Below are 24,063 nucleotides of genomic sequence, written 5' to 3'. Positions count from 1 at the left end.
AGATATATAACTAAGTCAGCATTCGTGCTGACTTTTTTCATTGTAAACTTTAAAAACTAAATAATAAATGAAACTTTTAAAAGATCGAATCCTTAAAGATGGTAAAAGTTTCGATGGTGGAATTCTTAAGGTGGATAGTTTTATCAACCACCAAATGGATCCTGTATTAATGAAAGCCATCGCAGCAGAATTTGTAAAACGATTTTCTGATTTAAATATTAATAAAATAATTACAATAGAAGCAAGCGGTATTGCGCCTGCAATTATGGTAGGATTAGAATTAAATTTACCAGTTGTTTTCGTAAAAAAGGCTAAGCCTAAAACAATGGCAGATTTTTATGCCTCTCAAGTATATTCATATACTAAAGACAGAACGTATGACGTTTGTGTAAGTAGCCAATTCCTAAATGAGAATGATAATGTAATTTTCATAGATGATTTTTTAGCAAATGGAAATGCAGCTTTAGGTGTAAAAGATTTAATAAAACAATCGGGCGCAAACTTATTAGGAATGGGTTTCATTATCGAAAAATCTTTCCAAGAGGGTAGAGAACGTTTGTTAGATCAAAATATAAGAATAGAATCATTAGTCCGATTAAAATGGTTGGGTGATGATCTTATCGAATTTGTAGATTAGAAAAATAAATAGGAAAGAGTCAAAAAATTGGCTCTTTTTTTTATTAATACATAAAAAAGTAAAAAAGTTCTTTTCAATATCTCTAAACATTCTAACTATTATTTCGCAAAATTTTTAATGTTTAGCAGGGTTTGAGCGATAAATTGAATGTTTTTTTTAATTAAACACGTTTTATTTATCTTTCAAAATCGTGCAATTTTTGATTGAATATAATCATGATTATAAAAAAAATGAACTTTAATTATAATAATTATGTTCCATTTAAAAAAAATATCAATTTTTTTTAATTTTTTTAAAATTCATTATCAGTAGATTATCTATCAAAACGTCTGAGTTAGCTAAAAACTTATAAATTTAGTTTTGGTGAATTAAAAAACCTTTCTATATTTGCACAGCAATTAAGACATAGACCCATGGTGTAACGGTAGCACATCGGTTTTTGGTGCCGCTAGTTGGGGTTCGAATCCCTGTGGGTCTACAAGTTTTTTTTGCGAGTTTAAAATATATAATAGACCCATGGTGTAACGGTAGCACATCGGTTTTTGGTGCCGCTAGTTGGGGTTCGAATCCCTGTGGGTCTACAAAATTTTAAACAGTTGAAATATTAATATTATTATATAGACCCATGGTGTAACGGTAGCACATCGGTTTTTGGTGCCGCTAGTTGGGGTTCGAATCCCTGTGGGTCTACAAAATTTTATTAATTTTTCATAAATCTTTTTTTAGTTAGACCCATGGTGTAACGGTAGCACATCGGTTTTTGGTGCCGCTAGTTGGGGTTCGAATCCCTGTGGGTCTACAAAAATTATAAGTCTCAATATTTTATTGAGACTTTTTTTATGTCAATATTTTTCATTAGATTTAATAATATATCATGTTGTAATTTATGACTTTAGAGGAGATAATTGTAGATGCAAAAAAAGGAAAACGTAATGCTCAGAATTTACTGATTGAGTTATTATGGCAGCAGGTATACAATTATGTGAATTTTAAAATCAGAAACGAGGAGGAGGCGGAAGATATTACAATCGAAACTTTCACTAAAGTTCTTTCAAAGCTTAAATTATACAATGAAGACTTTGATTTTAAAACATGGGTAATTTCTATTGCACATAATACCATGTTAGATCATATTCGTAAATCTCAAAAATTGAATATATCCATAGACGATGGATTAAATTTTTTGTTGATAAATGATAGTGAAAAATCTCCTGAAGACTATCTGATTTTGCAACAAGATAATGATAAGGTGATGAAAGCTATTGATCTTTTACCTGCTAAGTTTAAAAGAATTATTGAGCTAAGATTTTTTGAAGATAAAACCTATAAAGAAATTGCCTACGAACTTTCGCTAAGTTTACCTAATGTAAAGGTACGCGTATTAAGAGCTCGTCAATTGTTAGCAGAAGTTTTAGAAAAAGAAGCATAGAAATTTAAAACTTTGATTAACTTATGTTAATTTTACAGTAATTGATAGATTTATTATGAAGGGAAATTACATTATATATATTGTTGCTTTATTTACAGTTAGTTTTATAAGTTCATGTGGTTCTTCAAATAAAATTACTTCTTATAACAAAAAGTCACACAATACTTATTCTAAGGTAAATACACATAGAAAGCCTACAAGTCATAATAAAACAAATACGAATTCAAATTCTAACGTAGTTCTACGGTCATCCAAAGGATCTTTTTCATCTAAAGATGCTTCGTCTGTGCTAAAAACTGCAAAGTCATTTCTTGGTGTTCCTTATAAATATGGAGGAATTAATGAATCAGGATTTGATTGTTCAGGATTAGTATTTGTTAGTTTTGATAAATTAGGGTTAAAATTGCCTCGTAATTCTTCTCAACAAGCTACACATGGACAAGAAATTAAAATATCTGAGGTGAGAAAAGGAGACTTAGTTTTCTTTAATACTTCAGGTTCATCAATTTCACATGTTGGGATAATTGAAAACATTGAAAATACAGGAGAAATACGATTTATACATTCTTCTACTTCAAAAGGTGTAATTATTTCTTCATTAGATGAAAATTATTGGAAAACTAGATTTGTAAAAGCCGTAAGACTTTTATAAATTGATGAAGTGAAATTACTCCAGCTTACAAACTATAGATTTTTATTTTTTATCATCATTTTCAATTTTTTTGAGACCTATACCTGTGCTCAGAAAATTGAAGAAGATAGTGTGATTAATAATAAATCTATTAGCAAAGATTCAACTCATGAATTTTCAAAAATCAGAAAGATTTATACTAAATATCTTTTTAAGAAAAGGAAAACTACTTCTGTCGTTAAGACAACTCCATTTGATAAAGTTATTCAGGGAAAACCTATCAGAAATATTTACATACAAACGAATGATCCTTTTGGATATTCCTTACAAGATACAACTGTACGACCGAAGAAGTGGATAGAGAAAGCTGGAAATTCAATTCATGGAAAAACAAAGAGATTTGTTATAAAAGAGTTAATTCTATTCAAGAAAAAAGAAAATCTAGACACAGTAAAATTAAAAGAATCTGAACGTTTACTTCGTAATCAAAGAATTTTACGTAGAGTTGAAATTATACCTAAATTATCAGATAACAATGATTCGGTTGATGTTTATATTAATACGATAGATTCTTGGAGTATGATAGCAACAGGATCTGTTTCTACCTCTAAAATAGGGATTAGGATTAGAGAGCGAAATTTTCTGGGGTTAGGTCATGTATTTGATAATCGTTTCCGTCATAATTATGAAACTGGAAAAAATCTTTATCGATTTAACTATACTGTTCCTAATATTGCTAAAACAAGAATTTTAGGTAATGTAAATTATTTTAAGAATGAAGATGAATATTTCAATAAAAGTGTATCATTAACGCGTCCTTTTTATTCTCCATTAGCTAAATGGGCAGGAGGGATTACATTAGGTCAGAATTATTTTCGCGATTCTTTGGATTATGAAATAAAAGATATGGATATCCATAGTTTTAAATATAATTTTACAGATTTATGGGTCGCTAAAGCTTTTAGAGTAAGTAAAGCGAGTAATATTAATATTACCAATCTTATTGTATCTGCACGTTACTATGAACGTAATTATAAAGAATCTCCAAACTTTTTAGCTGATCCGGTCAATTTTTTCTCTGATCAAAAAAACTATTTAGTAGGAGTAGGACTATCTTCAAGACATTATGTGAAAGAAAATTATATTTATAATAATGGTATAGATGAAGATGTTGCTATAGGACATACTGCTAGTTTAGTAGGTGGATTTCAAGATCGACCAAATTTGCAGCGTTTATATTTTGGTGGAAAAGTTTCTATGGGTGGATATATAAATACCGGATATTTTGGTGCAGAGATAGAATATGGTTCATATTTTAATAAAGGAAAATCTGACCAAGGTACTTTAGATATTAGTACTTTATATTTTTCTAAATTAATGAATTTGGGTAAATGGAAAATAAGACAATTTTCTAAATTAAATTATACAGTAGGGTTTGACCGTTGGAATATTATTGCAGATGAGTTATCACTTAATGAACATGATTTTGAAGGAATGGACGGAATTAGAGGTGCACGAAATTTAATAGGTAATCAGAAGTTGATGGTAGAACTTCAGACACAATCCTATTCTCCTTACGAATTTTTAGGATTTCGAATCTCGCCATTTTTTAATGCTGCATTAGGTGTAATAGGAAATACAAAAGGTTCTTTTTTTGAAAAAGACCAGGTAATAGCAAGATTAGGGTTAGGAATAATGTTTACCAATGATTACTTTATTTTTAACAACTTCCAATTCTCATTCTCCTTTTATCCAAAAATACCTGGAGAAGGTTCTAATATTATAAAATCTAACGTTATTGATAATAGGGATTTTATGTTAATGGATTTTGATTTTAGTAAACCAAACCATGTCAGATGGAATCGTTGGGATTAAATAAAAAAGGAAATCTATAAGATTTCCTTTTTTATTTAACTTGTTTTGATAAGAAATAGGAAACTAATCCTCCAATCCCCATTACTGTACAAATTACTATAATATAATTAAGTAAAGTAAATTCAAATGGAAATGGTATAGTTGCGGAAGCCATAACTAATCCAAAATTTATTTGTAATAAACCAAGTACAGAAGCAATTAATAAACCTGTAATCATTGCGATTAAAGTAATTATTATACCTGTATAGGCAAATATTCTGCGGATTTCGGTTCTACTTAGACCAAAGCTATACATCGTTTGTATTTCTTTTGTCTTATCTAGTATGATGATGATAATTGTCCCAGCTAAATTAAAGCAAGCAATTATGATAACTAATGTGAAAATTAAATAAATTATTAAATTTTCCATATTCATAACTTTTAGAAAAGCTGAATCTAAGTCTTGTCTTGTTTCAATTTTGTAATTACTTCCTAATTCATATTCTAGTTTAGATTTAATTGTATTAAAATCTTGGCCTTTTTTAGTTTTTACCTCTATAGAATAGGCAGAAATTGAATCTAATTGTAATAATTCTTGAGCCAATCCTAAAGTAGAAAAGATATGTTTATCATACTGCTCATTTAAGATAAAAACTCCAGTACTATATGCCTCAGCTTTAGTAAAAGCATCACTTTCGCTTTTTATAATTCCAGTACCAGCTTTAGGCATCATCAAAGTTGCCGGGTTGATAGGGTCTATATATAATTGTAATCGCTGAGCAATACCGTTGGACACAATAAAATTATCATTGAATTCAAAATCAATATAATCTCCACCATATACTACAGTATCTATTCTAGTTACTTTAGTGAAGTTTTTATCAACGCTTTTTAGGTATGCAATATCCTGCATGCCGTTGTAATCAATATAAATTTTCTCTTCAATAACCTTAGAATATGCCGCAATATCATTATTTGCTTTCAATTTATTCTCAAGCGAATTAATATCAGTTAAAACTTTCCCTTTAACAGGTGAAATTTTAATTTCAGGATTTACATTACTATAAAATTTTAAATTCATAGATTCTAAACCCGAAAAAACGGATAGAATAACAAATAAAGCTGCTGTAGCCACTAAAATAGCACCAACTGCAATAGAGGTAATAATGTTTACCGCATTCGTGTTAGAGCTAGAAAAAATGTATCTCTTAGCAATGTAAAAAGAAATATTACGCATTAACTTTTATTATAATATAGGATTTTCTCCTTGACCTCTTAATGCTTTGTCAATTTTGTCAATTTCATCTAAAGAATTATCAAGCTTAAAGATTAGTTCTGGAGTGATACGCATTGTTTTTCCAGCTCCTTTTGATAAAATTCCTCTAAATAAAGGAGTATTTTGTTTAATTACTTTAATGATTTCTTCTTTACGATTACTTGGGAAAATACTTACATAGATTTTTGCAACACTTAAATCAGGAGTAACTTTTACTTCAGTAACACTAATTAGGTTACCTGGAAACTCTTCTTTTGTCCATTTTCTAAATCCTTCCGCTAATTCTTCTTGAAATAATTTTCCTACTTTTTGTTGTCTATTGCTATCCAAAATTTATCGATTTTTATGATTAGCGAAATTACGCCATTTTTTTGTGATTAAAAATATTCAAATAGCTGTATTTTTACAACATGAAAAAAGATATATCAAATACAGAAGATATTACTTTATTAGTTCATAATTTTTATGATTTAGTAATTAAAGATGATTTAATAGGAACTTTTTTTACGGTTGTTGCAGACGTAAATTGGGTAGACCATTTACCTCATATGATTCAGTTTTGGGAAACGGTATTATTAGGTAAAGCTAGTTTTGAAGGGTGGCCTATGAGAACACATTTAATGCTTAATAAAAAAGCAAAAATGAAACCAGAACATTTTGATCGATGGATCTTATTATGGAATGGAATTATTGATGAAAATTTTGAAGGAGAAATTGCGACTGAAGCAAAAAGTAGAGCTAAAATAATGCGAGATTTAATTTTATTTAAAATTGAACAGCAAGCAAATAGAAATATAATTCAATAAAAAAAGCGACTTTCTTAAGTCGCTTTTTTTATTGAATTTATTTAGCAACTAGTATTAATTTTTTATTTAAAAATTCTAAAATACCAGCTTTTGATAATTCTCTACCATAGCCAGATCTTTTTGTTCCACCAAAAGGCAATTCTGGACTTGAGGAAACTTGTTTATTAATAGATACCATTCCACAATCAATATTTAAAGCTAATTTTTGTGCAAGCTCAATATTCTCTGTATAAATAGAAGCACCTAATCCATATTTAGTATCATTAGCGATTTGGATAGCTTCTTCGATGGTTTTAACTTTCATAATACATACAACAGGTCCAAAAACTTCTTCATCATAAGCCTTCATTCCAGGTTTTAAATCAGTTAAAATAGTAGGTGCCATAAAAGACCCTTCTGTTCCGATTTGATGACCACCCAAAATAAGTTTTGCACCATTTTCTACAGATTGATTAACTTGTTCCAATAAAGTATTTAAAGCTGATTCAGAACTTACAGGTCCCATATCTGTATCTTCTTCCATTGGGTTACCTACTTTCATGTTTTTAACATAATCAGTTAATGACGAAAGATATTGGTCATAAATATTTTCTTGTACTATGATACGTTTAGATGATGTACAAGCTTGTCCTGCATTTCTTAAACGACCATTAATAGTTCCAGCCATTACCTTATCTAAGTTAGCATCTTCTAGAACAATCATAGGATCAGTTCCGCCTAACTCTAATACAGATTTCTTTATATTTTCGCCTGCAATTTTCGCAATACTAGCACCTGCAGCTTCGGAACCAGTTAAAGAAACTCCATGTATTCTTGCGTCTTCAACTAATGCTGAAGTTTCTTTTCCACTAATCAATAAGTTTTTATATATACCAGCAATTGCATTACTTGTATTAAATAATTCTTCAAAAGCCTCTCCACACTGAGGTATATTAGATGCAGTTTTTAATAAAATAGTATTACCCGCCATTATATTTGGTGCTGCAAAGCGTGCAATTTGTGAAAAAGGAAAATTCCAAGGCATTACACCTAAAATAACACCCAAAGGTTCTGATATTACTACAGCTTCGCCTTTTTCAGTATTTAGAGTTTCTGGTTTTAAGAATTCTTCTGCGTTATCCGCATAATAGTCAAAAATATTAGCACTATAATCTACTTCAATACGGCTTTCGCGTAAAGGCTTACCCATTTCTGTAGTGATTAAGTTTGCTAAATGTTCTTTTTGCTGACGCATTTTTTGAGCAACGGATTTTAATAACTTTTTACGGTTTTCGAACGTTTCTTTTCTCCAAATTTTAAATGTATTCTCGGCTTGTTGAATATATTGATCTATTTGTTGAGATGTATGTGGTTGAAATTCTTTTTCAATTTTACCTGTAGCAGGATTAAGTGTTCTAATTGAACTTGCCATAATTCGATGAATTAATTTGTTCTACAAATGTGAGATTTATTCTACTTATCTAAAAGTGATGCGCATAAATATTAATGATGGAATCTATAAGAATATCGATTAATATAATATTGTATTAAACATTTTAGTTTAAAAAAGGGATGAAGCAAAAGCTTATCCCTTTAGAATATATTTTAATAATTTTTTTTAAAATGGAAGGGAGTCGTCATTATTCATTGCACTCGAAAAGTTACTCAAATCATTGAATGAATCCATCGGATCTCCAGTTGGTAAATTTAATGAACTATCAAAGACAAAATCACCAGCAGCTGAATTTGAAGAATTCATTCTTGAACTTAGTTGAGCTGCAGCTTCATTCGCGTTCATAGAGCTTTGAATCTCAAAATCGTTATTACCATACGATTGTTCAAGATTGGTGAATTTTGCTTGCTCGTTGATAAATCGTAAACGTACATTTTCTAATGCTCCATTACGGTGTTTTGCAATTATAAATTCAGCTTGTCCTGCACACGGTAAATTATCATCATCCCAAAATTCTAATTTATAATATTCAGGTCTATAAATAAAAGATACGATATCCGCATCTTGCTCGATTGCACCAGACTCACGTAAGTCAGATAACAATGGACGTTTACTTCCTCCTCGAGTTTCAACTGAACGAGATAACTGTGATAATGCAATAACAGGAATATTAAGTTCCTTTGCGATGGCCTTTAAAGATCGTGAAATCATAGAAATTTCTTGTTCACGATTTCCATTAGTTTTTCCACCAGCAGTCATTAATTGTAAATAATCAATTAAAATCATTTTAACTCCATGCTGTGAAACTAATCGACGAGCTTTTGCACGTAAATCAAAAATTGAAAGAGCAGGTGTATCATCAATATAAAGAGGAGCATCCTCTAGGCCTTTTACCTTAGAATATAATTGCTTCCATTCGTGATCAGCTAATTTAGCCTTACGCAATTTTTCACCCGAAATTCCAGTTTCACCCGAAATCATACGGGTAATTAACTGTACAGATGACATCTCTAATGAAAATACGGCTACAGGAATATTTTGGTCTACAGCCATATTTTTTGCCATAGATAATATAAATGCAGTTTTCCCCATACCAGGGCGGGCAGCTAAAATAATAAGATCTGATTCTTGCCAACCAGAAGTTATTTTATCAATTTCTGTAAAACCAGAAGATAATCCAGACATCCCTTCTTTTTTAGACATTTCTGTGATTTTCTGAATCGCATCTTGTACTAATGATTTGGCCTCAGAATAACTTCTTTTAATTCCACCTTCAGTAATCTCAAATAATTTACTTTCAGAATAATCTAAAAGATCAAAAACATCAGCAGTATCATCGTAAGATTTTTCAATTACTTGAGAAGAAATTTCAATTAATCGTCTTAAAATAAATTTTTCTTGAATAATACGTGCATAATATTCAATATGCGCAGCAGAAGAAACTCTTTGAGTTAACTGGATAAGATAATAATCTCCTCCAATCATATCTAGCTTTCCCTCCGACTTAAGTTCATTGGCAACGGTTAACAAATCAATCGGTTGAGATTCATTGAATAATCTTTGAATCACAGCATAAATTGCTTGATGCTCTGGACGATAGAAGAATTGGGGTGTAAGAATATCAATAACTTCATCTAACCCTTTCTTATCAATCATCATAGCACCAAGAATTGCCTGCTCTAAATCAATGGCTTGAGGAGGTAATTTACCACGCTCCAATCCAACCATTTTGTTAGGCGATGCATTTGTATTTTGATAACTATTTGCTTGTTCCATAAGAAGGCAAAATTACATAAAAAAAACGAGATATTTAAAGTATAAATATCTCGTTTTATTTGTTATTATAAATAATAATTATCCTGAAAATTCTCCAAAATTAATGAAACGTTCTTGACGTTGTTTCTTTAATTCTGTAGGAGTTAATTTTTTCAACTCTTCATAAGTAGATAATATTTTGCTTTTTAAGTTTGTGTAAGCTAACTCTGGCTTATAATGAGCACCACCAAGTGGTTCTTTGATCACATCCTCAATTAAACCTAATTCTAACATATCAGGAGCAGTAAGTTTCATTTGAGCGGCAGCTTGTTGCTTATATTCCCATGTTCTCCATAAAATTGTAGAACAGTTTTCAGGGGAAATTACCGAATACCAAGTATTCTCTAACATAAATACTTTGTTTCCTACACCAATTCCTAATGCACCTCCAGAAGCTCCTTCACCAATTACTACTGTAATGATTGGAACTTCAAGTTTTAACATTTCATAGATGTTTTTGGCAATCGCTTCACCTTGTCCACGTTCTTCTGCTTCTAAACCAGGATAAGCACCCGGAGTATCTACTAATGTGATTACAGGAATGTTGAATTTCTCTGCTAATTTCATTAAGCGTAAAGCTTTACGGTAACCTTCAGGATTAGACATTCCGAAACGACGATATTGACGCTCTTTTGTATTTTTTCCTTTTTGTTGACCAATGATCATAAAAGTTTGCCCATTGATTTTTCCCATTCCACCAACCATAGCTTTGTCATCACCAAACGTACGGTCACCGTGGATTTCCACGAATGTATTGTCTGTGATAGCATAAGCATAGTCTAATGTATATGGGCGTGAAGGATGGCGAGATAATTGCACACGTTGCCAAGGAGTTAAGTTTCCGTAAATTTCCTTCTTTTTATTTTCAATTGCAATTTCAATTTCAACACACGCTTGTTTGATATTTACAGCGCCTCCATCTTCTAGAATCTGACAGCTTTTTAATTGCTCTTCTAACTCTTGAATAGGTTGTTCAAAATCTAAATATTCCATAATGCGTTTTTGTTCTTACCAACAAATATATAAAAGGTTTTGAAACCATTTAGTGTATAAATGTTTGTTTTTATTATTTTATAATGATAAATTATGCCCATTAAAATTAAAAGACGCCTTTTTACAGGCGTCTTTTAATTTTAAAAAATATTGAGCTTAAAGTTTTTCAATAATCATTGCAGATGCACCACCTCCACCATTGCAGATCGCAGCACCACCGTATTTTGCCCCGTTTTGTTCTAGTACATTTAATAATGTTACTAAAATTCTAGATCCTGAATTTCCAAGCGGGTGACCTAATGAAACAGCTCCTCCGTTTACATTAACTTTCTCAGCATCCAATCCTAATAATTGTGTATTAACAATTCCTACAACAGAAAAAGCTTCATTAAATTCCCAGAAATCAACGTCTGATTTATTTAAATTAGCTTTAGTTAATACTTTTTCTACTGCTTTTGCAGGAGCTGTAGTAAACCATTCTGGTTCGTGAGCGGCATCTGCATAGGCTGTTACTTTTGCTAAAGGTTTCAAACCTAGTTCATTTGCTTTGTCTAATGACATAAGTACTAACGCAGATGCACCATCATTAATTGTTGAGGCGTTAGCTGCAGTTACAGTTCCATCTTTAGAGAATACTGCGCGTAATCCTGGAACTTTATCAAAATTAACATTTTTATATTCTTCATCTTCTTTAAAGATAACAGGTTCACCTTTACGTTGTGGAATTTCTACAGGAACAATTTCATTTTCAAATTTACCTGTTTCCCAAGCTGCTGCAGATTTATTATAAGAATTGATAGCAAATTCGTCTTGTTGCTCGCGCGTTACATTGTATTTTTTAGCAGTTGCGTCTCCACAAGTACCCATCATTTCTTTGCTATAAGCATCTTGTAAACCATCAGCAACAATTCCGTCTAATAAAACAGTATTTCCATACTTGTTTCCAGAACGAGCGCTTGGAGAATAAAAAGGTACCATAGACATATTTTCCATACCTCCGGCTACAACAACATCTGCATCTCCTAAGCGAATTGCTTGTGTTGCAAACATTACAGCTTTCATCCCTGAAGCACAAACTTTATTCACGGTTGTTGCAGGAACTGTGTTAGGAATTCCAGCTTTTATCATTGCTTGCTTTGCTGGTGCTTGACCTTCATTGGCTTGCAAAACATTTCCCATGTAAACCTCATCAACTAATTTAGGGTCAAGATTAATTTTATTTAAAGCACCTTTTATAGCTGTAGCACCTAAATCTGTAGCAGGAACATTTGATAAACTTCCTAAAAAAGATCCCATAGCTGTACGAACAGCCGAGACAATAACAACTTCTTTCATTTTATTTTTGTGTGATTTTGATTTTATTACTTATTGCAATATAGAAAAAATTAAAAAATTTATTCAGATTGAATCATTAAATTTAAATCTGATTTGATACATATTATTTAAATTAAAGTGGATATGTTTGAATAAATGATAATAATTATAAATGCAACGGTTGAGAAAAGAATAAGATGAGAATAAAATACATTTTTATAATTGGAATTTTCCTTTTAGGAAATATAAGTAAAGCGCAGCCTAAGTATTTTGATGAAGTACTTAAAGTATTAACTTCTAAAAAAATGTCGGGTAGAGGTTATACGCATGATGGAATGAAAAATGCTTCTTTCTATCTAAGTAACGAATTCAAAAAGATAGGATTAAAAAGTTTTGAGACAGATTATCTTCAACCTCATCAATTTCCTATAAATATTATTGAAGATGCATCATTAAAAATTAATGGTAAAAAATTAATTTACGGAAAAGATTATATTGTAAAGCCAAGTTCTAAATCAATTGATAACCAAAAGAAAAAATCATTTTATACTTTTTCTGTAGAAGAATACATTAAATCTTTTGATAATAGAGAGAGTACAAAAGATTTTGTACTTAATGATCATAAGCAACAATTAGATAAGAACATAATTTTACCACCTCTAGATACAGATGTAGATTCTATTCAGAAATATTATAAGCAATGGGCAAATATTTATGAAGTAGATAGTGATGAAAATCGAGCAATTTTTCGTTTCACTAAAGACTCATTATTAAGTAGTCTAAGTCAACGACAAGCCAATGTGACCGAATTTATTATTAAAGAAAAATATTACACTAATAATTTAAAAATTAATAACTTTTCGTTAAAATCAACTTTTAAAAAAGATTTTGAATTTAACAATGTAATAGGTTATATTGAAGGTGAAAACAATGATTCAGTTATAGTTATTTCAGCTCACTATGATCATTTAGGACAGGTGGGTAATTCAATATTTCCAGGAGCTAGTGATAATGCAAGTGGTACGGCAATGGTTCTTGAATTAGCAAAATATTATACTGAGAATAAACCTAAATATAAAACCGTATTTATGCTTTTTGGAGCTGAAGAAGCTGGTATTGTTGGATCTTTTAAATATGTTAATGAACCGATTTTTCCATTACAAAAAATTAAATTTCTTGTAAATTTAGACATTATGGGAGGTGGCGATGAAGGTATACAAGTAGTGAATGGAACTAAATTTAAGAAAGAATTTAGTAAACTTGAAAAACTAAATGCAGATAATAATTTACTTAAACATGTAAAGGTAAGGGGAGAGTCATGCAATTCAGATCATTGTCCATTTTATCAGAAAAATGTACCGTCTTTTTTCATCTATACACTAGGAGGGAAAGGTAATTATCATAACATATACGATACTTACCAAAACTTAGATTTATCACATGTAGCACCAATAAAAGAACTATTGATTAAATTTGTAAATCAGTTATAAAAAAATAATCCGTTCTAAAAGAACGGATTACTAACCAACCTAAACTACTATAAAAAACTCTAAAAAAGTAAAAGGGTTCGAGTTAATTCCTCTACATTAATCAGCTTCATTAAACTCTGAATGAACACCTTTAAATTACTATCTATGAATAAATTATTTGATAGGACAAATGTCTTATAAAAAGCGGCTCGAATCAATAAAATAGTATTAATTAATCTTATATAGACATAGATTTAATCTATAATATTTACGGTTTATTATTTTGAATTACTTATGTATAAAGATATTGTATTAATATACAATAAGGCTTGTGTTATTTTCTGAATAAATTTAAATATAAAAATTTAACTTTTATTTATCATTTAAAGCCTTTTAATTTTCATGATATTTCAAATTTAGAGGAGTTTAATCCTTATTTTTGTGTAATAAATAGAATAAAATTAATAAATGAAGTCAATATATATAATATCATTATTAATTTCCACAGTATTATTTGGACAAAATAAACATCCCAATGATATTAGAAAAATTATATATGATACAATTTTAAGTGATATACAATCAATAAATTCAACTTATATAAATAAACAAATTTATGTTGATGCTACAGTTCCTAAATTCGATGATGTAGAAATGTCACCATTTGGAGTAATTTTAAAAAGTCCGGAATATAAAGCAGATAACGAATTCTGTAAAATTTTGCAAAATACCTTTTGTGTAGATAAAATAGAAATAGATCACTTTAAACATGAAAAAGTTTTCCAAATTCATGATGATAAGGCTTATATTGATTTTTATGGAATTTATGCACCCCTGGATCATTGGTTTCAACTTATACAACATACATTTGAAACTATGTTGATGGAAAATAAACCAGAAAACACCAAAGTGCTAATACCTGTAAAACATGTTTATTTTGATAACAATTTTCAAATAGAAGAACATTTTTTGTATAAGATTAATTTGGATAAAGATTTTATAATCAATTCATTTCAACGAATAAAGTTTTAAAATATAAAAAACTTATGTAAATTTATATCAATTGTAATGCGATAATAAGAATGTTATGCTTGATATACGAAATTACATAGATGAGCTAAAACAGCTTTCTAAGAACAATCTTCGAACCTGCCGAATGAATTGGTGGTTGCTGAAATATGAAAATGAATTTAAAGAGGCAATTGATCAAACTACTTGTAAAAAATGGGCTAAATGGTTTTATAAAGGAGAGCATCCTTATCCTTGCGTGTGTCCACATCGTGATAATATTTGTGTTTTTATTGATCTTTATAGAGAATTAGATAGATTGACGCAAATACAACGTATGGAAAATTTTTTTGAGGAATGTTTTAATAAATTTCAAAGTATTAAAGATTCTAAAGAAATGATTATAAGTTGGATGAAAGAAATAAGACCTACAATTTCAAATATATATTTAACATTAGATAAAAATGAAAATTTAAAGGTTAGGTTTTTTAATTCGGATCCTATTGTAGAAGTCAATATTAATAAAAATGATTATAAGTATACGCTACTTTGTTTAGACATATTTAATTATAATATGTACGTCAGAGGTTTTTAAAAATTATAATTAAAATAAAAGGGAATCAAATTAATTTGATTCCCTTTTATATATTGATATATTAAATATCTTATTTAATAAGACCGATCTCTCTTAAACGTTGAGTTAAGAAATCACCCGCTGTAATATCCTCAAATTGTTTAGGATTTTCTTCAGTTATACAGTTTTCTAAAACAGATAAATCCATATCAGAGACTGGGTGCATAAAGAATGGAATTGAGTAACGAGAAGTTCCCCATAATTCTTTTTCTGGATTAACTACTTGGTGAATTGTAGATTTTAAACGATTATTTGTATGGCGAGATAACATATCACCTACATTAATTACTAATTCATCATCTTCAGCAATTGCATCAACCCAAGTTCCATCATGTTTTTGTACTTGTAAACCACGACCTTGCGCTCCCATTAATAAAGTGATTAAGTTAATATCACCATGAGCACCTGCACGTACAGCATCTTTAGGTTCTTCTGTAATTGGAGGATAATGAATAGCTCTTAAGATAGAGTTACCATTAATTACTTTATTATCAAAGTAGAATTCATCTAACTCTAAAAATAAAGCTAAAGCACGTAAAACATAAATACCTGTTTTTTCTAATTGTTTGTATGCTTCCTCACCATATTTGTTAAATCCTTCAACTTCTTTAACCTCTACGTTAGCTGGATAGTTATATTTTGCATTATCTTCTGCAGATATATATTGTCCGAAGTGCCAAAACTCTTTTAAATCACCAACTGTGCGACCTTTAGCATGCTCGTTTCCGAAAGCAGTATATCCACGTTGACCTCCAATACCTTCAATAATGTAATTGTTTTTTGTTTCTGTAGGTAAAGCGTAGAATTCGCGTACGTTAGAATATAAATTTTCTACTAATTCTTCTGATAAAAAATGTCCTTTTAAAGCAACAAATCCAATTTCTTCATATGCTTTTCCAATTTCGTTGACAAATTTTTGTTTTCTAGCTGGATCTTCTGATAAGAAGTCTGCAAGATTAACTGATGGTATTCCAGTTTGTGACATTATATTATGTTCTATTTGTATTATTTCTATTACAAAGGTAGGTAAAGATTTGAAATGTGAATAATATTGTTGATAACTTTTAATCCTATCTATTGATTACGTTATAAAAACGTATTATGAAATAAAATATAATAATTATATAGTTGAAATACAATATTTTAGTATTCTGTTATTCGGCCTTAAGTTAAAATCATATAAATAGATATAAACTATATTGTTGTTGTTTTTGATAGTATTTAGGTATTATATAGATGTGTTTGATTTTTATACATTAGTTGTATGAAAAAATCTTTACTACTTGCGTTATTGTTATTTTGTATTACAATTAATGCACAAGAATCTAAATTTTTAATATTCCCAGGTTGTAAGAAATTTGAAAGGAAAGGAAATAAAAAATTAATAGATTGTTATAGTTCTAATTTTAATAAATTATTATCGAATGAAGTGCAATAAGTTCTTAGAGATAATAATTTATCTTTTGATAATGTAAATGTCAACGCTAAAATAAAATATGAAATTAATAAAGAAGGTGAATATCAGAATTTAGAAATTGAAGGTACAGAGGCTGAAAAATCACTTTTGAATCTAGCATTTTATAATTATGTGATTAAATTAAAGCGTGAGAGAATGAAAATTATTCCTGCAACATCTAAGCTTGGTGAGCCTGCATTATTAAAATTTGATATTCCGTTTAAAATTATCAATCTATTTATATTGAATTAATATAGATGTAAGTAATTAAATCATCTATATTCAATTTAAACTGGTGTTGATTTCATCACTATATTTGCAAAAATATTCGAGATGAAAGATCAATTTTTTAACTATATACAGGACTTACAAAACAGAATAATTGCTAAACTTGAAGAAGTTGATGGTGAAGCAACATTTTTAAGAGATAACTGGACACGCGAAGAAGGTGGTGGAGGTTTATCTTGTGTTTTAACGGATGGTGCTGTATTTGAAAAAGCAGGTGTAAATATTTCTAAAGTTTACGGAGAATTACCGGTGGCGATGCAAAAAGCATTGAATGTGAATTCAGGTAACTTTTTTGCGTGTGGATTAAGTTTAGTGATTCACCCAAAAAGTCCACATATCCCTACGACGCACGCCAATTGGAGATACTTTGAAATGTACGATGCAGATGGAAATGTAGTAGATCAATGGTTTGGTGGAGGACAAGATTTAACACCTTATTATTTAGATGAAAACGATGGAATCCATTGGCATACGGTTTGTAAAAAATCGTGTGATGCACATAATCCAGCTTTTTATGAGAAGTACAAGAAAGAATGTGATAAATATTTTTGGAATACTCATCGTGAAGAAGCACGCGGAATTGGAGGATTATTCTTTGATTATTTAAAACCAACTGAAGTAATGTCTGTAGAGCAGTGGTTTGCTTTCGTAACAGAAGTTGGTAATTCGTTCTTAGAAGCTTATGTTCCGATTGTAGAAAAACACAAAGAAGAACGATTTACGCCAGCACAAAAAGAATGGCAAGAAATCCGTAGAGGACGTTATGTAGAGTTTAATTTGATTCACGATCGTGGTACATTATTCGGTTTAAGAACAAATGGTCGTATCGAATCAATTTTAATGAGTTTACCAAAACACGTACAGTGGCATTATAACCATCATCCAGTAGAAGGTTCAGAAGAATATAAAATTGTAGAAGTTTTAAGAAATCCAAAAGATTGGATTTAAGCGATAATATTAAAAGCCTGAAGATTTCTTCAGGCTTTTAATTTGATGATAATTTTAATCTTCTCGTGAACCATCATCGGCCATCCTCACCATCTTTGGGGTAAAGGTTGCGATAACATCTACCAAATCGTGTTGCGCATTCATCACTTCATAAATATCTTTATAGGCCATGGGTGCCTCATCTTTTCCTGCCCCAATTAAAGTAATGCCAAAATCATTCAGATACGAGTTAATATCCGATTGGTTCAACGACTTTATGGCTTGTGTTCGGCTCATTTGGCGGCCCGCACCATGCGAAGCAGATTGAATTGATTTTTCTTCTCCTTTTCCTCGAACCAAAAATCCGGGAGCAGTCATCGAACCTGGAATAATTCCTAAAACACCTTTTGCTGCTGGTGTTGCGCCTTTTCGGTGCACAATGACTTCCTCGTTTTGATACATTTCTTTCCATGCAAAATTATGGTGATTTTCCACTTGTGCTAATACTTCAGCTCCCAAAGCTTTTGTAATTTTTTGATGGATAATTTCGTGACAAGCCGAAGCGTATTCTCCCGCCAAATTCATTGCTAACCAATATTCGATGCCTTCTTCCGAATTCAAGTCCAAATAAGCCAGGTTTTGCGCTTTATAAGGCAAGGAACATACTTGCTTCGCCACTTTGGTATAATGCCCTGCAATGGTTGCGCCTAATCCTCGTGATCCTGAATGGGTCAATAAAGCCAAATAGGTTCCTTTTGGAATATTCAGTTCTTGATCATCTTGTTGAAAATCGATTAATCCAAATTCAACAAAATGATTTCCTCCACCCGATGTACCCAATTGTGACCAGGCTTTGTCTTTCAAGTTTTTGATCAAAGCATTTGTTTCAAATTTTGGATCTTCTAAAATAGCATGGTCAGCTTTGTATTGCCCATGGAAGCCTTGACCAGCCCCAAATTGGGTGTTTTTCACGATGATTTCTTTTAAAGTATCGTGATGTTGTTCATAATACGATGCCGGTAATTGATACACCGATAAAGCCATTCGACATCCAATATCGACACCTACTCCGTAAGGAATAATGGCATTTTTAGTCGCCAAAACGCCTCCAATTGGTAATCCATACCCTTGATGCGCATCCGGCATTAAGGCGCCGGCCACTGTAACAGGCAATTGCATCGCAAGATTCATTTGTTTCAATGCACCTTCTTCGATTTGTTCTTTTCCGTAGATCGGGTAAGCATTAGGATGTTCATTCAACGGAATTTCGTTGTGTTTTGGTAAATGCAACCCATCTCTAAATCCTTCCGCTAAGGTTTTAAAAACTTTATCATGGAGGAAGTTTTCGGGATGTGCCAATACTTCAGCATATTTTTTAAGCATTTCCGTTTTGGTATAGCCATTTCGTTTTCTATTGATTTTTAAAGCAATACCTAAAATTTCGTTTTCTGGATAACCTAAAGCGATTAAATCGTTTCCGTTAATTGGTGTATGTTGTGTTTCAGTTTTTTTCATAAAGTTTTGTTCTTAGTTCAATCAAAAATTGTTCAATTTGAGCATCATTTCTTTTGAATTGATAATGAATAGTCTCTTTTAAATGATGAATATCTTCGACCAAGTGCTCCGCTTGTTGTAAGACTTCTTCGTAAGAATACTTTCCATTTTTAATGGCTAATAATTCTTCACGATCATTTGAGCGGTATACATTGAATTGTCCTGTTTCCAATAATTCTTTGACGACTTTCAATAAGCGAATGGTATGCATCATATTTTTACTGTCATAATTTTTCCCGTGGTTCATATTCGTGGTGTACCGTTCTTCATTGCGAATTTTCATCCAATCCCAATAGGCTTTATATTTTTTGCAATACACAGAATATTCTTCTTTTTGAAAAAGCATATATGCTATGGGTTTTTCATGTTTTGGAATGGTACTTAATCGAATATCATTATTCGAATCATTTCTGATGATGCCTCGATAGCCATGCTTCGGATGGTAATAAAGCGCATATAATTCTTTGGAATGCGCCATTTTACTTAAACCACATAAAGCTTGGTCGTAATGATGATGAACCAACCAATCTAGCAATGAAATTGATTTTTCCGCTTCCACAATCCAACAAAAATCTAAAACTGTTTTTCGTTTGGAATCCATCGGTTGTAGGAATTTTTTATTCAACCCTTTGGCTTTTTTAATTTGACTCAAGGCATAACCGATAAATGTATCTTTCACTTCTTCGGTCATAAAATCTTGGTAAGAGAGTTTCTTTAAAAGATCGGAACGATACAGTACAAATTCTTCTGGAGTCGCCAACAATTCTAAACAAGCGGGATTATTTTTCAAGAGTAATTCAATAAATCGACCAATTTCATAGTAGACTACATCATTGGTTTCATTGCTAATCTGCGGTTGATCATTAAATCCATAAAAATGAGTTTTAGGGAGATAATAAACCCCACGAATATCCGTATCTGAATTCGCCGTATCTAAATTATAGGCTTTACTGCCGCTAATGCATTCCAGTAAGATGAGGTGCTTCTCCTTTAAATCTTTTATCGTTAATTTCATGGGTGATGGTTTGATAGAAAAAATCGTCCAAAGCATCCGTATCTACGGTTGAGATGTGAAGATTTTTATAGGTTAACTTTAATGTATCATAAGTCGTCTTTATCCAATGCATGATGACCTCATCATATTCAACGCAATATTTTTCACCGACCGTTGCTTTAAGCGTGATCAATTCCTCGATGCGTATATTTATTTCGTTTGGAATCAATACCGAAAGTGCTTGGAAAGCCATAGTTGGAACCGTTTGGTTGGTTTGAATCCAGAGCGCAGCTAAGACAGAACGCAAAGCATAGAATAAACTTTTTAAAGGCATCGTATCATTTCCTTCTAAAGCCATTAAACGCTTTTTGGTAATGCCCAGATAATGCGCCGTTAATTTTTGGGGTTGAAATTGTGCCCAAATCAAGGCTTTCAACTCATTTTCAAAATCAGGATGATGAATATAATGAATCGGAGATTGAAGATATTCATACAGACTCGCATTGGACTGACGTGTCAAGTATAATGCTTTCTCAATATCCCAACCTTTGATATCATAAATCGCATTGCATTCGACATCAATAAAATCGGAAACATGTGAAATGCGGAGATAATCTTTCAAGTTTCGTTTATAGATAAAACGCACATCATAATCGCTATCGGGAGAAGGAAAGCCCCAAGCGCGGCTCCCAGATTCTACCGCAAATAAGATTGAAATTTTATAGTTGAATTCAGCTTCTCTTAGCTTTTCAAGGATTTGCTTTTTCATTTGGTAAACATGGTTTTCAATTCATTTAAGACATTTGATCCTCCAGAAATACTAATTTCGCCCACTTTATCAGCTATTTTCTCGATGTATTCCATCTCTTTCAATTTCCAAAGTGTCGCATTTTCTTCCATCAATTTAGCGGTGTTCAGTAAACTTCTGGTTGAAGCAGTTTCTTCACGTCGCATAATCGAATTGGCTTGAGCGGTTTTTTCTGCGACTAAAACACGATTCATGATCTCACGAATTTCTCCTGGAAGAATAATATCTTTTATTCCAGCATCGACCAATTGTAAACCGATGGCTTCAAATTGGTTTTGATATTTGTGGAGGATATAATCTGTGACCGAATTTTTATCCGTCATCAATTCATCCAACGTTAAATTACCAATGAACTCACGTAATCCCAATTGAATCGATTGATAAATCATTTTTTCAAAATCTTTGTTCGATTGATAAGCTTTTAAGACATCAGTAATACGATAGTTCACCATAAAATTGATGCGGATTTGGGCTTTGTCTTTCGTTAAGATTTCTTGTCCTAAAATTTCAAGGGTCTGTGGACGTTGATCAAAACTGACCACAGCAATTTTAGTCGTATTATGAAAGTAGGGATATTCTCCAGCTGTTAATACGGTTTCGAATTGATTGTCCTTAAATAATAATGCTTCGTAAAACGGTTGTACCGAAATAACTTTAATGGCACCCACTTTTTTCAATTGTTCAATTTCTTGGAGCGATAATGCTTGGATTTGATTCGAATCACTCAAATCATAAAGTCGAGCTTTCAATTGTGTGGCCTCTTTCCAAAGCATGACATTGGTATTGTAAAAACATTTGTAATACTGATTGTTTTTATAGAGCATCAATACTTGTTGATGTCCTACTTCAATGCATTCCACCAATGGACGAATCTTTTCATCGGCGATAAATAAGGAATGATATTTAGGATCAATGATTTCATTCAACTGAAATTTTTCAATCGATGGTCCAAAGAAGTTCCAATATGCTCCTTTTGTATAAATGTTTTGTACTTCGTTTGCTTGAATGACTAGTCCAATTTCTTGGTTGTTAATCGTAATTTTTTTCATCGTTCTTTTTTTTTAAGGTTGTTATAATCAAAAGCTGAAAGGTGATCCTTCGACTCGACGGAACCTATTGTTGTAAAGGCTTCTCTTTAGAGGGATGTTTATCCATCGAAGAATAAATCATGTCCTCCAAATCATCCTTAACAAGAAATACATCCAGGTCGATTACCCGTTTTTGAATATCCTTTTTAAATCCTCATCGAAAAATCAAAAGACATAAAGAAAACTTGTTTCAGCTTTTTTCAAAATGGGCCCTTGCGGGCGAGAATGACAGATGGGAAATCTGCTTCCTTGATTGCTCTAACCCCACTGAGCTATTTCAGTTTCCTGAAAGTAGGATTCGAACCTACGACACATCAATAGGTGATTTTAATCGTCAGAATAGAAGAAATGAAACATGTTCTACTTCCGTGCTATACCGAAACACAAGACAAGGACGGCTTAAAATCAGTAGGTCGTTTAACCTGATACAAAGTTGGAGCAAGACGATGCGGTACATTTGCGCAATTGAAGAATTTTAGAAATTATTTTAAGATCCTTGTTAAATAGTGGGGTGTAGGGGAGGAATGTTTGAAAAATAAATGAAGTATTTTTTATGCTGCGCAGATAAGTTGCGCAGTTGGATTTAAATTTTGTAATATTAAACCAAGAAATCAACTATGGCAACCAATAAAATTGCATTAATCCGTTACCAAACCATTGATAAATGCCTCCAAAATCGGTATAGAAAATGGACATTAGAAGACTTAATCGAAAAAGTTTCGGAAGCCTTATACGAATACGAAGGAATTACGTCGGGGGTTTCGAAACGAACAATCCAAGGTGATATCCAAGTCATGCGCAGTGATAAATTGGGATATAATGCACCAATAGTTGTGGTGGATAAAAAATATTACACGTACGAAACCGAAGATTTTAGCATCAATCAATCGCCTATTTCAGCAGCTGATCTTGATAAAATGAAAGAAGTGATTTCGGTAATGAAGCAATTGAATGGTTTCAATTATTTTGAGGATATGAATGAAATGATCATTCGTTTAGAAAATAATTTATCCAAACAAAATCAACAACAGATTTCTTATATTCAATTTGAAGATAACCCATTATTAAAAGGATTAGAGCATCTGAATCGGTTGTACCAAGCCATCGTGAAAAAACAACCTTTATTGATTGCTTATCAATCGTTCAATAACTTAAGAAAAGCGCAAGCGCCCAAGCAAGCTGTATATTACCCGTATCTGTTGAAGGAATACCGCAACCGTTGGTTTTTGTTTTGCAAATCGCGAAAGAAGAAAGAATTTGTCACCATGGCGCTGGACCGAATAGTGGAATTTTATGAATTGGCCAATGAACCTTTTATAGAAGCCCACGAATTGGATTTAGAACATTATTACGATAATGTTTTAGGTGTAACAAAATCACCCAATCAACGCGAGCAACGTGTCGTTTTTAAAGTGGATAAGAAATTCGCAGATTATGTGATTACCAAGCCTATTCACGCTACACAAAAAGTAATCGCTGAAGATGAAACAGAAGTAATATTTGTGATGGAAGTGATTCATAATTTTGAATTAGAAAGAGAAATTCTGGGGTTTGGAGAACAAATTGAAATTATTGCGCCACGCTTATTGAAAAAAGTAATTAAAGCACGTCTGTGTAAAGCGCACGAAAAATATGAACAATAAAAAAGCC

The 24,063-nt window shown here is 31.4% G+C and carries 22 protein-coding genes and 4 tRNA genes; 15 read left to right on the top strand and 11 right to left on the bottom strand.

Annotation, left to right across the window (positions count from 1 at the left end):
- Positions 1-67: 67 nt before the first annotated feature.
- The 8 genes from xpt (at position 68) to IM532_RS02540 (ending at position 4,572) form a co-directional block, all read left to right on the top strand.
- Positions 68-637, top strand: a complete 570-nt coding sequence (xpt, locus tag IM532_RS02575; RefSeq protein ID WP_194181879.1) for a xanthine phosphoribosyltransferase — start codon at positions 68-70, stop codon at positions 635-637.
- 407 nt (positions 638-1,044) lie between these two features.
- A tRNA-Gln gene (locus IM532_RS02570) sits at positions 1,045-1,115 on the top strand.
- A 32-nt stretch (positions 1,116-1,147) separates the two neighbouring features.
- A tRNA-Gln gene (locus IM532_RS02565) sits at positions 1,148-1,218 on the top strand.
- 38 nt (positions 1,219-1,256) lie between these two features.
- Positions 1,257-1,327, top strand: a tRNA-Gln gene (locus IM532_RS02560).
- Positions 1,328-1,365: 38 nt separating this feature from the next.
- Positions 1,366-1,436, top strand: a tRNA-Gln gene (locus tag IM532_RS02555).
- Positions 1,437-1,523: 87 nt separating this feature from the next.
- Positions 1,524-2,066, top strand: coding sequence for an RNA polymerase sigma factor (locus IM532_RS02550; protein WP_194181878.1), 543 nt, complete (start codon positions 1,524-1,526; stop codon positions 2,064-2,066).
- 55 nt (positions 2,067-2,121) lie between these two features.
- The gene (locus IM532_RS02545; protein ID WP_194181877.1) at positions 2,122-2,718 is read left to right on the top strand and encodes a C40 family peptidase; all 597 of its coding nucleotides are present in this window, start codon (positions 2,122-2,124) and stop codon (positions 2,716-2,718) included.
- Positions 2,719-2,829: 111 nt separating this feature from the next.
- Complete coding sequence (locus IM532_RS02540; protein ID WP_194181876.1) at positions 2,830-4,572, top strand: BamA/TamA family outer membrane protein; 1,743 nt, start codon at positions 2,830-2,832, stop codon at positions 4,570-4,572.
- A 31-nt stretch (positions 4,573-4,603) separates the two neighbouring features.
- On the opposite strand, the gene IM532_RS02535 is transcribed toward IM532_RS02540, so the two are convergent.
- Both IM532_RS02535 and rbfA read right to left on the bottom strand, forming a co-directional pair.
- Positions 4,604-5,788 carry an ABC transporter permease gene (locus tag IM532_RS02535; protein WP_194181875.1) on the bottom strand — a complete coding sequence of 395 codons (1,185 nt, stop codon included), beginning with the start codon at positions 5,786-5,788 and terminating at the stop codon, positions 4,604-4,606.
- A 9-nt stretch (positions 5,789-5,797) separates the two neighbouring features.
- Entirely contained in the window at positions 5,798-6,157 is a 360-nt protein-coding gene (gene rbfA / locus IM532_RS02530) for a 30S ribosome-binding factor RbfA (RefSeq protein ID WP_194181874.1), read from the bottom strand.
- Positions 6,158-6,237: 80 nt separating this feature from the next.
- On the opposite strand from rbfA, the gene IM532_RS02525 reads away from it, so the two are divergent.
- A complete protein-coding gene (locus tag IM532_RS02525) occupies positions 6,238-6,633 on the top strand; it encodes a group III truncated hemoglobin (protein ID WP_194181873.1) in 396 nt (131 codons plus the stop codon).
- A gap of 37 nt (positions 6,634-6,670) precedes the next feature.
- Here the strand turns inward: IM532_RS02525 and IM532_RS02520 are convergent, their stop codons facing one another.
- The 4 genes from IM532_RS02520 to IM532_RS02505 all read right to left on the bottom strand — a co-directional run bounded on the left by IM532_RS02520 (position 6,671) and on the right by IM532_RS02505 (position 12,208).
- On the bottom strand, positions 6,671-8,044 hold the full coding sequence (locus tag IM532_RS02520; RefSeq protein WP_194181872.1) for an NAD-dependent succinate-semialdehyde dehydrogenase: 1,374 nt from the start codon (positions 8,042-8,044) through the stop codon (positions 6,671-6,673).
- A 186-nt stretch (positions 8,045-8,230) separates the two neighbouring features.
- The gene (gene dnaB, locus IM532_RS02515; protein ID WP_194181871.1) at positions 8,231-9,841 is read right to left on the bottom strand and encodes a replicative DNA helicase; all 1,611 of its coding nucleotides are present in this window, start codon (positions 9,839-9,841) and stop codon (positions 8,231-8,233) included.
- 78 nt (positions 9,842-9,919) lie between these two features.
- Entirely contained in the window at positions 9,920-10,873 is a 954-nt protein-coding gene (locus tag IM532_RS02510; protein WP_194181870.1) for an acetyl-CoA carboxylase carboxyltransferase subunit alpha, read from the bottom strand.
- Between the two features lie 156 nt (positions 10,874-11,029).
- Positions 11,030-12,208, bottom strand: coding sequence for a thiolase family protein (locus IM532_RS02505; RefSeq protein ID WP_194181869.1), 1,179 nt, complete (start codon positions 12,206-12,208; stop codon positions 11,030-11,032).
- 176 nt (positions 12,209-12,384) lie between these two features.
- On the opposite strand from IM532_RS02505, the gene IM532_RS02500 reads away from it, so the two are divergent.
- The 3 genes from IM532_RS02500 (at position 12,385) to IM532_RS02490 (ending at position 15,259) form a co-directional block, all read left to right on the top strand.
- Positions 12,385-13,677 (top strand): M28 family metallopeptidase, encoded by a 1,293-nt coding sequence (locus tag IM532_RS02500; protein WP_194181868.1) that lies wholly within the window; start codon positions 12,385-12,387, stop codon positions 13,675-13,677.
- A 447-nt stretch (positions 13,678-14,124) separates the two neighbouring features.
- A complete protein-coding gene (locus IM532_RS02495) occupies positions 14,125-14,688 on the top strand; it encodes a hypothetical protein (protein WP_194181867.1) in 564 nt (187 codons plus the stop codon).
- Positions 14,689-14,812: 124 nt separating this feature from the next.
- On the top strand, positions 14,813-15,259 hold the full coding sequence (locus IM532_RS02490) for a hypothetical protein (RefSeq protein WP_194181866.1): 447 nt from the start codon (positions 14,813-14,815) through the stop codon (positions 15,257-15,259).
- Positions 15,260-15,329: 70 nt separating this feature from the next.
- On the opposite strand, the gene IM532_RS02485 is transcribed toward IM532_RS02490, so the two are convergent.
- On the bottom strand, positions 15,330-16,283 hold the full coding sequence (locus tag IM532_RS02485; RefSeq protein WP_194181865.1) for an isopenicillin N synthase family dioxygenase: 954 nt from the start codon (positions 16,281-16,283) through the stop codon (positions 15,330-15,332).
- 279 nt (positions 16,284-16,562) lie between these two features.
- Between IM532_RS02485 and IM532_RS02480 the strand changes: the two genes are divergently transcribed.
- Together IM532_RS02480 and hemF are read left to right on the top strand one after the other, a co-directional pair.
- Positions 16,563-16,736, top strand: a complete 174-nt coding sequence (locus IM532_RS02480; protein ID WP_194181864.1) for a hypothetical protein — start codon at positions 16,563-16,565, stop codon at positions 16,734-16,736.
- Positions 16,737-17,087: 351 nt separating this feature from the next.
- Positions 17,088-17,990: an oxygen-dependent coproporphyrinogen oxidase gene (gene hemF, locus IM532_RS02475; protein WP_194181863.1), complete on the top strand. Its 903-nt coding sequence runs from the start codon at positions 17,088-17,090 to the stop codon at positions 17,988-17,990.
- 54 nt (positions 17,991-18,044) lie between these two features.
- Here the strand turns inward: hemF and IM532_RS02470 are convergent, their stop codons facing one another.
- From IM532_RS02470 to IM532_RS02455, 4 genes are read right to left on the bottom strand one after another with little or no spacing between them, the layout of a single operon-like run.
- Complete coding sequence (locus IM532_RS02470; protein WP_194181862.1) at positions 18,045-19,484, bottom strand: RtcB family protein; 1,440 nt, start codon at positions 19,482-19,484, stop codon at positions 18,045-18,047.
- Positions 19,471-20,538: a DNA polymerase beta superfamily protein gene (locus tag IM532_RS02465; protein WP_194181861.1), complete on the bottom strand. Its 1,068-nt coding sequence runs from the start codon at positions 20,536-20,538 to the stop codon at positions 19,471-19,473. Before IM532_RS02465 ends, IM532_RS02470 begins: the two co-directional genes overlap by 14 nt.
- A complete protein-coding gene (locus IM532_RS02460) occupies positions 20,480-21,286 on the bottom strand; it encodes a nucleotidyltransferase domain-containing protein (RefSeq protein WP_194181860.1) in 807 nt (268 codons plus the stop codon). The genes IM532_RS02465 and IM532_RS02460 overlap by 59 nt, the downstream gene beginning before the upstream one ends.
- Positions 21,283-22,374 carry a slipin family protein gene (locus tag IM532_RS02455; protein WP_194181859.1) on the bottom strand — a complete coding sequence of 364 codons (1,092 nt, stop codon included), beginning with the start codon at positions 22,372-22,374 and terminating at the stop codon, positions 21,283-21,285. Before IM532_RS02455 ends, IM532_RS02460 begins: the two co-directional genes overlap by 4 nt.
- 656 nt (positions 22,375-23,030) lie before the next feature.
- Here IM532_RS02455 and IM532_RS02450 point away from each other — a divergent pair.
- Complete coding sequence (locus IM532_RS02450) at positions 23,031-24,056, top strand: helix-turn-helix transcriptional regulator (RefSeq protein ID WP_194181858.1); 1,026 nt, start codon at positions 23,031-23,033, stop codon at positions 24,054-24,056.
- The last annotated feature ends 7 nt before the right edge of the window (positions 24,057-24,063 follow it).

The organism is Faecalibacter rhinopitheci, from assembly GCF_015234135.1.
GTDB lineage: Bacteria > Bacteroidota > Bacteroidia > Flavobacteriales > Weeksellaceae > Empedobacter > Empedobacter rhinopitheci.
The sequence above is the reverse complement of the archived record's forward strand: the minus strand, read 5'-3'. Positions and strand labels throughout refer to the sequence as shown.